Genomic DNA, 11,021 nt, shown 5'->3' on the forward strand with positions numbered 1-11,021 from the left:
GGGTCGTACTCATATTCGCATCGTTGTACGCCCTGTTGCACCAGATCCGGAATCGGCGCTGGGCAAAGACGGCATCGCCGCAGAGAACGGCGATGCCGCTGCCTAGACGCCTGCGATCAAGGCGGATCGCAACAGGCGATGCACGAACCACCCGAGCCGATGCCGCCGTAGCCGTTGGGACAGGTCCAGCAGGTATCGCAACCCGGCGGCGCGTTCGGGGTCGATGCGGTGACCTGCATGAACGCCGACATACCCAGCAGCAGCGATGACGCAGCGATGGCGATCCATTTCGTCTTGCCTTTCCTTGATTCGAACACGGTCCTCTCCTTGTCCTCGATGGCGCCGAACTGCAGCCGAACCGGCGGCGGCGCCGAAGTCCGCCGGTCGATAGGCGGCGGCCGCTAAGGCAGCGTGGCCTGATGCGGCAGCGCGACGGCGCCGGGCGGATCCCGCGGCACGTCCTTCTCGGTGAGCACGCCGTACTTCACGTAACGGATGCGGCCGTTGCGGTCGACGCTGAGCAGCGCCGGCACGGTGCGCACGCGCATCAGGGCGCGGGTGCGCGCGTCGGTCAGGGCGACGGTCGGAATCTTGGAACCGTGCTTCTTGAGAAAGGCGTCGGTCGCCGTGGCGTCGCGCAGGGAAACGCCGTAGAACTCGCTGCCGCTCGCGGCGGCGCGACTATAGATGCGCTCGATGTGGGGCGCTGAAGCCGCGCAGAACCGGCAGTCGGGCGAAAACACGTACAGGAACTGCATGCCGGACGCCGGCGCGCCCAGGCGCACGACGCGCTCGGGATTCTGCACCAGCGGCCGCACGATCACCGGCAGGTAGTCGCCGCTTTGCGCGCGCCCGAGCTGGGTCCGGGTTTCCTGCAGCTGCTGCTGCAACTGACGCTGGCCGTATGCGGACCAGAGCGAAAAACCCGCGGCGCCGATCAGCAGCACGTACAACAACATGTCCGCGATCGATCCTTGCATGCTCCGTTTCGACATGGCGCTCCCTGCCCTGGACGACGACGCTTCGATGCAGCGGACGATTGCCGCTGTGTCGCTCGTTTATAGGGCGAGGCCGCAGGCCGTACAAGACGAATGGCCCGTGTTTGCGCCGAGTCGAATAGGCAGCGGTGCCAATCGCAAGCACTGCTTATAGACAAAAGGCACAGATTGCGTGCTGACGTGCTTCAGCGCTCGCGCACCGACAGGCCGATCCAGGTCTGCGCCAGCCAGTAGGTCGCCAGCACCACCACGCTCGCGGTCGCGAACGGCGCGGCGAAGCGGTCGATCGCCAGGCTGGCATCGGAGATCACGAAACTCAGGCCACCCAAGGCCGCCAGCGCGGTCGCGCGCGTGCGCTGCCGCCACCACACCGCCGCGGCCTGCGCAGCCATCGCCGCCAGCACCGCCACGTAGATCACGACCGGTACGCGCAGCTCGCCCGGCAGATGCGACCACAACACCGCCAGCACGGCGGCGGCGAGCGCAGCGTAGGCCAGGAACGGCCACAGCGTCGCGAATGCGCGCGCCCTGCGCGTGAACGCGATCAGATAGGCCAGATGCGCGCACAGGAAGCTGCCCAGCCCGAACACGAACCAGTCGCCGGGCAGCATCAGGAACACGTCGCCCAAGGTCGATAGCGCGAGGCCGACCAGGATCGCGGGCCGATACTTCGTGCGACCCACCGGCATGCGCCAGACCATTGCCAGCACCAGCAAGGTCGCGGTGGGTTTGGTCAGGTAGTGCAGCCAGGGCAGCGGCGCCATCGCACCGACGATCGCGAGCACCGACGCCAGCGCGATCGCGGGCAGCCAGTAGCGCGCGCCGCCGTCGCCGGAGTTCGCGCTGTCGATGTCATCGGTCCGTCCCACGCCCTGCCCCTCCATTTACGACGCGGCCCGTCGCTGTTCGATGATCGCCCGCATGTAGCCGCGCAGTCGCGCTTCGCAGCGTCGGGTTGCGACGTCTATCGAAGTTTCGGCGCCGACGCACGATCGCTCCATCGCCGCCGCCGAGCGCTCGACGTCGCCGCGCAGCCCCGAGGCCAGGGCCTGCAGACGCGGCATCAGATAGGGTACGTCGCGCCGCAGCGCGGGCGTGAGGCCGACGGCTTCGACGTGGCCGGCGTCGCCGCTGGCCATGCTCCGGCAGAACGCGATCTCGGCGCGCATCAGCAGCAGGACGCTGCTCATCGAAGCCAGCGAGGCTTCGTCCAGCGCCGCCACGCTACGGTTCAAGGCGCGCTCCACCTCGTCGACCCGTCGCCAGTCCCCGCGGTTCTGCAGCGCCTTGAGCTGGAACCATTCGTCCTGCAAGGGCAGCGCATCGGCGCGCTCGGCCAGCACGCGCATCTCGTGCTCGGGCAATTCGTCGGCGGTGACGCCGCGCAAGGAACGGCCCATCAAGCGCATCCACACCAGCCAGGGATCGGTATGCATGTCGGAAGGCCAGTGCCGCAGCCGCAGCAACTGCAATCCGTCGGTGGCCAGGGACTTGGTCTGATAAGGCAGGAGATTGCAGGCGAAGCCGGCGAAGTTGAGCAGCGCGAGCGCGATGCACAGCAACTGCCAGTGCGAGGCCTCCATCGTCGCCAGCAACGCCGCCAGCGACAGGGTGAGGACCAGATTCGCCAGCGGCCCGCCCAGCAGCATCACCGCGAAATCGCCGCGCGGCGGCCGATCGGGATCGGGGAACGCGACCACGTAGCCTCCGACTTCGCGCACATGCCGACGCTCACGTGGTCGCGGGCGCCAGCCGCCGACCACCGGGTAGAACTCGACCGGTCCGATCGCCACGGCAAGCACGATCATGCGGCGCAGGCGCGCGCCCAGGTAGTGGCCAAACTCGTGCACCGCCAGCGCCAGGTAGGTCAGCGCCATGAACAACAGGACGCCGGCCGACAGCGCCCAGAATCCGGAGAGCGGCTCGACGATGGAACTGCAGGCCAGCGCGGCTCCGAGGACGCTCAGCGCCGCCAGAGCAGCGGCCAGCGCCTCCATCACCCGGTTCAGCCGCGGCGACCAAGACCAGGGCGCCGTCGCGCCCTGGTCCGCATGCTTTTCGTCAGCGGCGTCCATGCCGACGGCGCTTACTTACAGCCGTCGACCTTCAAGGTCTGGCCCGGGCGGATCGAATAACGAGGCGCCTTCAGGCCGTTACGCTTGGCCAGCTTGCCGGTGTCGCACTGGAACTTCTGCGCGATCGAGGTCAGGGTTTCGCCGCGCTGCACGCGATAGCTCTTGGGCTTTTCTTTTTCCTTGGCCTTGGGCGGGTCCTGCGGTGCCGGCGCGATCGCGACGGTACCGTCCTCGCCCCTCTCGGTGGAGGTCACCATCGTCACCGGACCGGTGCGCACGATCGCCGTAGTCGGATCGCTGAGCATCAGAGTGCGGGCCAGATCGGCGCGCGCGCCCTGCACGCACCAGCGGTTGTACAGGCCGACGATCTTGGTGGTGGCGTTGAGACTGGTGCCGGTCGGCAGGTAGCTGTCGGCCTGGTAGCGCGGATTGAGATTGCGCAGGACGCGCATGTAGCCGTCGCGGGTGCCGCCGTTGCCCAGGCAGATGGTGAGCTGGTAGATCGAGCTGGGCTGGCTCAGGCGCAGGCTGGCCGGCTTGGGATCGACCTTGGGGAAGCTCAGGCCGTATTCCTTCGGGTGCAGGAACAGCCAGGCCGCGGCGATCACCATCGGCACGTAGTCGCGGGTTTCGGGCGGGAACTGGTTGTAGACCGACTCGTCCCAGAAATTGCGGCCGCCGCTGGCGTTGAACACGCGCTGGGCGCGGCCCTCGCCGCCGTTGTAGGCGGCCAACGACATCTCGATGCTGTTGTTGAGCGCGGCCATGCGTTCGTTGAGGTACTCGGCGCTGGCCTGGGCCGAGGCGCGCGCGTCGTAGCGGGTGTCGAAGCCGGTGCCGTCGTCGCCCAGGCCGAAACGCTTGCCGGTCGCGTACATGAACTGCATCGGGCCGGCCGCGCCGGCGCGCGAGGTCGAGTGCACGCGGCCGTTGGATTCCTTGGCCATGATGCCGAACAGCAGCGCCTCGGGCAGGCCGGCGCGCTCGTACTGCGGCCACATCATCTGGCGCATGTACTGGTAGTTCTCGTGGCTCTGGATCAGCGAGCCGCGCATGTCGGTCAGCCAGCGGCGGATGCCCGCCTGCACGGCCGGGTTGTACTGCACCATCTTCACGAAGCGCTGGCCGTCGGCGTTGAGCAGGGCGGCGGCGCGCGCGGCCTGCGGCACGTCGGCGGCCAGCGAGCCGTCGGTGTCCAGCAGGGTCTCGTCCTCGTCGTCGCCGGCGTCGGCGCGCGATTCGGCATCGGCATTGGCCTTGAGCAGGCGCTTGTAGCTGGTCAGCATGGTGGTCAGCTGGCAGCCCTTCTGCTTATTGCAGGCGGCGATCACGTCCTCCATGTCCTCCAGCGCCGAGTCGCTGAGCTTCTGGCCCTCCGGATCGGCGTTGCGGATCTGCACCAGGGCGGCGCGGTACTTGGCCTCGGCGGCCTGCATGCGCTGGTTCAGGGCGTCGACGGCGGCCTGGTCGCGCTTGGACAGGGCCGAGGCATCGAAGGACAGCGCGGCCAGCGCGAGGACGGCGACGGGCGCGAAGGCGCCGGAAAGACGGGCAAATGGGGGCATGGACGACAAGGGCAGCGAAGGGTCCTGGCAGGGTAGCCGCGGGGTCCATGCGGGGCAAGGAAGCGTGAGCGCGCGCACCTTGCCGGTTCATCTGGCGCGGGCCGACACCGACACGCCGATGCGACGCTGCCGCTAGAATCGACCGATCTTCCAACGGACGCGGACATGGACTCGACGCAGAACGCCATCCTCCTGGGCAAGGCGGTGACCACGCCCGAGAGCGGCCAGGTCTACCTGCAGGCCAAGCTGGGCAACCGCCACGGCCTGGTCGCCGGCGCCACCGGCACCGGCAAGACCGTGACCCTGATGACGATCGCGGAAGGCTTTTCGCGCCTGGGCGTGCCGGTGTTCCTGGCCGATGTGAAGGGCGATGTCGCCGGCCTGGCCGTGGCCGGTACCGCCAACGACAAGCTGCTGGCGCGCGTGGCCGAGCTGGGCGTGCCCGATTGGACGCCCGAAGCCAGCCCCACCGTGTTCTGGGACTTGTTCGGCAAGCTCGGCCATCCGGTGCGCACCACCGCCAGCGAAATGGGCCCGACCCTGTTGGCGCGCATCCTGGAGCTCAACGACACCCAGTCGGGCGTGCTCGACATCGTGTTCAAGCTCGCCGACGACCGCGGCCTGCTGCTGCTCGACCTCAAGGACCTGCGCGCGCTGCTGGCGCTGGTGGCGGAGGAGCGCAAGGACATCTCGACCTCCTACGGCCTGGTCAGCACCCAGTCGGTGGGCGCGATCCAGCGCGCCCTGCTGCGCCTGGAACAGGAAGGCGGCGACGCCTTCTTCGGCGAGCCGGCGCTGGAGCTGACCGACCTGATGCGCACCGCGCCCAACGGCCGCGGCCTGATCAACATCCTCGCCTCCGACCAGCTGATCATGAAGCCGCGCCTGTATTCGAGCTTCCTGCTGTGGCTGCTGTCGGAGCTGTTCGAGAACCTGCCCGAGGTCGGCGACCTCGACAAGCCCAAGCTGGTGTTCGTGTTCGACGAGGCGCATCTGCTGTTCGACGACGCCCCGCCGGCCCTGCAGCAGCGGGTGGAACAGGTGGTACGCATCATCCGCTCCAAGGGCGTGGGCGTGTATTTCTGCTCGCAGTTCCCCGACGACGTGCCCGACGACATCCTCGGCCAGCTCGGCAACCGCGTGCAGCACGCGCTGCGCGCGTTCACCCCGCGCGATCAGAAGGCGGTCAAGACCGCGGCCGAAACCTTCGTGCCGAACCCCGCGCTGAACGTCGCCGAGGCGATCTCCAAGCTCGGCACCGGCGAGGCACTGGTTTCGACCCTGCAGGACAAGGGCGTACCGATGCCGGTGGAGCGCACCCTGATCGCGCCGCCGCGCTGCCGCATGGGCGCGATCACCGAGGCCGAACGCGCGCAAGTGCGCGCCGGCAGCCCGGTGGGGCATAAGTACGACACCGCGATCGATCGCGAATCGGCCTCGGAAATGCTGGCCAAGCGCGCCGAAACCGCGGCCACCCAGGCCGAGGCGCCGCCGGCCAAGACCCGCGAACAGGACGAGGCCGAGCAAGGCGGTTTCGGCCAGGCGGTCAAGGACGCGGTGTTCGGCACCAAGCGTCGCCAGGGCATGGTCGAGACCATGGCCAAGCAAACCGCGCGCACCGTCGGCAACCAGATCGGCCGGCAGATCCTGCGCGGCCTGCTGGGCGGCATCTTCGGCGGGCGCAAGTAAGGCTTAGCCGGTTTCGTCCGACGCGAAGCCGGCCCCACACCGGCAGCGCCCACTTTCCACCCGTTCGCATCGCGAATATCCGTTTCGACCATCAACCAGGAGCGTGTCCGTATGAACCCGAAGTTGCTCGTGCTCGCCAGCGTCGCCCTGATCGCCCTCGCCGGCTGCGAACCGCAGAAGCCGGCCGAACCCGCCGCCGATGCGCCCAAGGCCGAAGCCGCGGCCGCCCCCGCCGCCGCGCCGGAACCGGCGCCGCCGGTCGCGCCCGCGCTGGACCCCAAGGCCTTCGCCGGCACCTTCAGCGGCACCCTGCCCTGCGCCGACTGCCCGGGCATCAACACCACGCTCGAGCTGAAGGCCGACGGCACTTACGCCGTCGCCACCAGCTACCAGGATCGTAAGAACAGCGAGACCAAGGGCGACGGCACCTGGACCGCCGAGGAAGCCGGCCAGCGCATTCGCCTGGATCCCAACAGCAAGACCGTGGAAGACAGCCTGTACCAGGTGGTGTCGGCCGACGAGATCCGCGCGCTGGACAAGGAAGGCAAGGCGATCGACAGCCAGGCCAACCTCAGCCTCAAGCGCCAGGCCGCGGCGCTGTAACGACGCATGGGCCGATGGCGACCTCCCGCGGAGCACAGCACCGCCCTGATCACGCGGGAGGGCCACGCCCGGCTCAAGCAGGAGCTGGACGAGCTATGGCGCGTCCGCCGTCCTGAAGTGGTGAAAGCCCTGGCCGCCGCGGCGGCCGAGGGCGACCGCTCGGAAAACGCCGAGTACATCTATCGCAAGAAGCAGTTGGGCGAGATCGACCGTCGCGTGCGCTATCTGAGCAAGCGCGTGCCCGCGCTGCGCGTGGTCGAAACCGCGCCCACGGACCCGGACGCGGTGTATTTCGGGGCCTGGGTCGAAGTCGAGAACGTCGCCGACGGCGAATTGCAGCGCTATCGCATTGTCGGCCCGGACGAGACCGATGCGCGCCTGGGCCACATCAGCATCGATTCGCCGCTGGCGCGGGCGATGCTGAAGAAGCGCGTCGACGACGAGTTCGAGGCGGCGCTGCCCGGCGGCGCGACGCGCTACGCGATCGTGGCGGTGGAGTACGAAGGCTAAGCCCGCAGCGCGCCGGCCCGCAGTCTCAGCTCCCCGCCTCCAGCTGCGCGTCGATCAAGGCGTCCGGGCTGGGCGTCTCGTCCATGTACACCGGCGCCGACTTGCTCGAGAGCTTGCGCTCCGGGTCGTAGCGGTAGGCCTCGTCGCCCTTGCCGCTGTCGTTGACGCGGCCGCGTTGGACGATGCGCGCGCCGGTCAGCAGGTTCCAGCTCAGCTTCAGGGTGTCGTGGCTGTTGGTGCGGCTGTAACGCTCGGCGTCCAGACCGATCAAGCGCATGCGCTTGGTCTGAGGGTCGTAGCGATAGCGGTAGGTGGTGGCGGTGGCGGTGGTGCCGCCGGTGAGGTCCTCGACGATCAGCACGCCCTTCTTGAACGACAGCGAGGCCGAGCCCAGCGGCGCTACCTCGAGCGCGGCCTCGCCTGTGGGCGTATGGCCCAGTTCGAACTCGTCCTTGTAGCCCAGCATCACTTTCAGCAGGCGCTTGTCGTCGTTGCCGCCGACGTAGGCGGTATCGGCAAGGCCGTCGCCGTTGAAATCGCCATCCAGACGGGTCTCGACGCGCGAGTCGTCGGGCAGATAGTCCACCAGCATGCTTTCGGTCATCGGCTCCAGCTTGGGCTCCTGCGCCCACGCCGTGCCGACGAACGCCAGCGCCAATCCGATCCCGACCCACATCGTCCTGCTGCGTTTCATCGTCCGTCCCCTGTGTCGATCCCTGGCGCGCATCCTACCCCCGCGCCGCTTCCCAGGTTCACGCGAAAACGCCGCCGGCCAGGACAGGCTGCCGGGATGACCGCTGCCGGCTAGCGCGCCTAAGATGGCCGCAGGCGCAGACCACGGCGGGAGACGGAATTTGGAATTCGACGCCCAACTGCGCGGCCTGCTCAGCGCGATCGCGATCGGCCTGCTGGTCGGGGTGGTGCGCGAGCGCGCCCACCTCGGCGAGCGCACCGCGGTGGCGGGCGTGCGCACCCATGCGGTGGTCGCGATCGCGGCCGCGGCGGCAGCCCTGCTCGGCACCGCCGTGCTGGCGGCGCTGGTGATCGTGGTGGGCGCGCTGTCGCTGGCCAGCTATCTGCAAACCCGCAACGACGACCCGGGCCTGACCGGCGAGGTCGCCCTGCCCGCCACCGCACTGTTGGCGGCCTTCGCCCAGCGCGAACCGGCCCTGGCCGCCGGCCTGGGGGTGATCGTCGCCGGCTTGTTGTTCGCCAAACAGCCCCTGCAGGCCTTCGCGCGGCGGGTGGTGTCCGAGCGCGAACTGCAGGACGCCCTGCTGCTGGCCGCGGCGGCCTTGATCGTGCTGCCGTTGCTGCCCGATACCGCGGTCGACCCCTGGGGCGTGCTGGTGCCCTCGGCCTTGTGGCGCCTGGTCGTGCTGGTGATGGCGGTGGGCATGCTCGGCCATATCGCCCTGCGCAGCGTGGGCGCGCGCTGGGGCCTGCCGGTGGCCGGCTTTTTCTCCGGCTTCGCCTCGTCGACCGCGGCGGTGGCCGGCTTCGGCGAACGCAGCCGCAGCGAGCCCGGCCTGACCTCGGTGTCCGCGGCCGCGGCCCTGCTCGCCAACCTGGCTTCGTTGGCCTTGTTCGCCGGCGTGATCGGCACCGCCGCCCCCAGTCTGCTGCGCGCCTGCGCCTGGCCGCTGGCGGCCGCGGCCGCGGCGCTCACGGTCGCCGCGGCGCTGGGTCTGCATCGCAGCGGCGGCAGCGACGCCTTGCCGAAGGCGCCGGCCGCGCGCGCGTTCCGCTTGAGCCAGGCCTTGGTGCTGGCGGCGGTGATCGCAGCGGTGCTGCTGTTGTCGGCGTGGATGCGTCACCTGTTCGGCGACACCGGCGCGCTGGTCACCGCGGTGCTGGTGGCCTTGGCCGAACTGCACGCGGCCGCGGCCAGCGTCGCCCAGCTCACCCAGTCCGGCGACCTGAGCCTGGAACACGCGCGTTGGGGTGTGGTCGGCCTACTCGCGGCCAGCGCGGCGGCCAAGACCGTGCTGGCCTTCGCCAGCGGCAATCGCCGCTACGCCCTGCATGTCGCGGCCGGCCTGATCGGCATGGCCGCGGCCAGCGCCGCGGCGACCTGGGCGACGTCCTGAGCTAACTCAATCCTCGAACGCGACTTCGCCGTAGAGGTCGTGTTCGTCGCTGCCCAGGATCTGCACGTCGACGAACTCGCCCGGCTGCAGGCCGGCCTCGAAGCCGTTCTGGATCTGGACCAGGCCGTCGATGTCCGGCGCGTCGCCCATGCTGCGCGCGATCGCGAGCTCGCCGTCCAGCGCGTCGACGATGCAACGCTGCACGCTGCCGACCTTGGCTTCGAGCTTGGCCGCCGAGATCTCGGCCTGGCGCTCCATGAAACGCGCCAGACGCTCCTGCTTGACCTCTTCGGGCAGCGGATCGGGCAGCGCGTTGGCCTGGGCGCCGTCGACCGGCGAATAGGCGAACGCGCCGACGCGGTCGAGCTGGGCCTCGTCGAGGAAATCCAGCAACTCCTCGAACTCGGCCTCGGTCTCGCCCGGGAAGCCGACGATGAAGGTGCTGCGGATGGTGATGTCCGGCGCGATGCCGCGCCAGCGCTGGATGCGCTCCAAGGTCTTGTCGACCGCACCGGGACGCTTCATCAGCTTGAGCACGCGCGGGCTGGCGTGCTGGAACGGAATGTCCAGGTACGGCAGCAGGATCGGCATGCCGTTGGCGCCGGTCTGCGCCATCAGCGGAATGATGTCGTCCACGTGCGGATAGGGATAGACGTAGTGCAGGCGCGTCCACAAGCCGAGCTCGCCCAGTCCTTCGCACAACGCCTTCATGCGGGTCTGGTAGGTCTTGCCGCGCCATTCGCGCTCGGCGTACTTCACGTCCACGCCGTAGGCCGAGGTGTCCTGCGAGATCACCAGCAGTTCGCGCACGCCGCCCCTGGCCAGCTTCTCGGCTTCGCGCAGCACTTGATCGACCGGGCGCGAGACCAGATCGCCGCGCATGGACGGGATGATGCAGAAGCTGCAGCGGTGATTGCAGCCTTCGGAAATCTTCAGATAGGCGTAGTGCTTGGGCGTGAGCTTGACCCCGATACCCTCCTCGGCCTCGAACGCGCGGCGCGGCACCAGGTCGATGAAGGGATCGTGCTTGGGCGGCAGCGCGGCGTGCACCGCGGTCATCACGCTGGCGTAGTCCTGCGGGCCGCTGATCGACAGCACATCGGGGTGGGTCTCGCGGATCAGCTCCGAGCGCTTGCCCAGGCAGCCGGTAACGATGACCTTGCCGTTCTCGGCGATGGCCTCGCCGATCGCATCCAGCGATTCGGTCACCGCCGAATCGATGAAGCCGCAGGTGTTGACCACCACCACGTCGGCGGCGTCGTAGCTCTGGACGATGTCGTAGCCCTCCACGCGCAGCTGGGTGAGGATGCGTTCGGAATCGACCAGGGCCTTGGGACAACCGAGGCTGACGAAACCGACTTTGGGATTGGCTAGGGACATGCGTGCGGGGGCCTGGCGGGACGCTCGGCCACGCATGCGCGCGGAACCGGGGCGTACTGGCTGAGTAAGGGGTGCGAATGCCGGTGGGCAGGCGCGGAACGGAGGCGGAGC

The 11,021-nt window shown here is 69.1% G+C and carries 11 protein-coding genes; 4 read left to right on the top strand and 7 right to left on the bottom strand.

The window, feature by feature from the left end; genetic code table 11:
* Positions 1–116 precede the first annotated feature (116 nt).
* From ASE43_RS21580 to ASE43_RS04020, 5 genes are all read right to left on the bottom strand, one after another.
* On the bottom strand, positions 117–317 hold the full coding sequence (locus ASE43_RS21580; protein WP_157499653.1) for a hypothetical protein: 201 nt from the start codon (positions 315–317) through the stop codon (positions 117–119).
* Positions 318–401: 84 nt separating this feature from the next.
* Entirely contained in the window at positions 402–980 is a 579-nt protein-coding gene (locus ASE43_RS04005; RefSeq protein ID WP_056175510.1) for a TlpA disulfide reductase family protein, read from the bottom strand.
* 203 nt (positions 981–1,183) lie between these two features.
* Positions 1,184–1,867 (bottom strand): lysoplasmalogenase, encoded by a 684-nt coding sequence (locus ASE43_RS04010; RefSeq protein ID WP_235568644.1) that lies wholly within the window; start codon positions 1,865–1,867, stop codon positions 1,184–1,186.
* 15 nt (positions 1,868–1,882) lie between these two features.
* Positions 1,883–3,073: a M50 family metallopeptidase gene (locus ASE43_RS04015; protein ID WP_057159531.1), complete on the bottom strand. Its 1,191-nt coding sequence runs from the start codon at positions 3,071–3,073 to the stop codon at positions 1,883–1,885.
* Positions 3,074–3,084: 11 nt separating this feature from the next.
* Positions 3,085–4,638, bottom strand: a complete 1,554-nt coding sequence (locus tag ASE43_RS04020) for a transglycosylase SLT domain-containing protein (RefSeq protein ID WP_057159532.1) — start codon at positions 4,636–4,638, stop codon at positions 3,085–3,087.
* A gap of 165 nt (positions 4,639–4,803) precedes the next feature.
* On the opposite strand from ASE43_RS04020, the gene ASE43_RS04025 reads away from it, so the two are divergent.
* From ASE43_RS04025 to greB, 3 genes are all read left to right on the top strand, one after another.
* The gene (locus tag ASE43_RS04025) at positions 4,804–6,327 is read left to right on the top strand and encodes a helicase HerA-like domain-containing protein (RefSeq protein ID WP_056175523.1); all 1,524 of its coding nucleotides are present in this window, start codon (positions 4,804–4,806) and stop codon (positions 6,325–6,327) included.
* A gap of 111 nt (positions 6,328–6,438) precedes the next feature.
* Positions 6,439–6,930, top strand: coding sequence for a copper resistance protein NlpE (locus ASE43_RS04030; RefSeq protein ID WP_056175526.1), 492 nt, complete (start codon positions 6,439–6,441; stop codon positions 6,928–6,930).
* A gap of 6 nt (positions 6,931–6,936) precedes the next feature.
* Positions 6,937–7,440, top strand: coding sequence for a transcription elongation factor GreB (greB, locus tag ASE43_RS04035; protein WP_056175529.1), 504 nt, complete (start codon positions 6,937–6,939; stop codon positions 7,438–7,440).
* A 25-nt stretch (positions 7,441–7,465) separates the two neighbouring features.
* On the opposite strand, the gene ASE43_RS04040 is transcribed toward greB, so the two are convergent.
* A complete protein-coding gene (locus ASE43_RS04040) occupies positions 7,466–8,134 on the bottom strand; it encodes a hypothetical protein (RefSeq protein ID WP_157499654.1) in 669 nt (222 codons plus the stop codon).
* A 160-nt stretch (positions 8,135–8,294) separates the two neighbouring features.
* Here ASE43_RS04040 and ASE43_RS04045 point away from each other — a divergent pair, with 160 nt between their 5' ends.
* Positions 8,295–9,530: a DUF4010 domain-containing protein gene (locus ASE43_RS04045; protein ID WP_082607086.1), complete on the top strand. Its 1,236-nt coding sequence runs from the start codon at positions 8,295–8,297 to the stop codon at positions 9,528–9,530.
* Between the two features lie 6 nt (positions 9,531–9,536).
* Here ASE43_RS04045 and rimO read toward each other — a convergent pair whose 3' ends face one another.
* On the bottom strand, positions 9,537–10,910 hold the full coding sequence (gene rimO, locus ASE43_RS04050; RefSeq protein WP_057159535.1) for a 30S ribosomal protein S12 methylthiotransferase RimO: 1,374 nt from the start codon (positions 10,908–10,910) through the stop codon (positions 9,537–9,539).
* Between the last annotated feature and the right edge of the window lie 111 nt (positions 10,911–11,021).

This window comes from Lysobacter sp. Root983 (assembly GCF_001429345.1).
GTDB lineage: Bacteria > Pseudomonadota > Gammaproteobacteria > Xanthomonadales > Xanthomonadaceae > Lysobacter.

Bases quoted from the DNA above. Each gene is read 5' to 3' on its own strand.
- ASE43_RS04005 (WP_056175510.1), bottom strand. From the start codon at position 980: ATGCAAGGATCGATCGCGGACATGTTGTTGTACGTGCTGCTGATCGGC.
- ASE43_RS04015 (WP_057159531.1), bottom strand. From the start codon at position 3,073: ATGGACGCCGCTGACGAAAAGCATGCGGACCAGGGCGCGACGGCGCCC.
- ASE43_RS04020 (WP_057159532.1), bottom strand. From the start codon at position 4,638: ATGCCCCCATTTGCCCGTCTTTCCGGCGCCTTCGCGCCCGTCGCCGTC.
- ASE43_RS04025 (WP_056175523.1), top strand. From the start codon at position 4,804: ATGGACTCGACGCAGAACGCCATCCTCCTGGGCAAGGCGGTGACCACG.
- ASE43_RS04030 (WP_056175526.1), top strand. From the start codon at position 6,439: ATGAACCCGAAGTTGCTCGTGCTCGCCAGCGTCGCCCTGATCGCCCTC.
- greB (WP_056175529.1), top strand. From the start codon at position 6,937: ATGGGCCGATGGCGACCTCCCGCGGAGCACAGCACCGCCCTGATCACG.
- ASE43_RS04040 (WP_157499654.1), bottom strand. From the start codon at position 8,134: ATGAAACGCAGCAGGACGATGTGGGTCGGGATCGGATTGGCGCTGGCG.
- rimO (WP_057159535.1), bottom strand. From the start codon at position 10,910: ATGTCCCTAGCCAATCCCAAAGTCGGTTTCGTCAGCCTCGGTTGTCCC.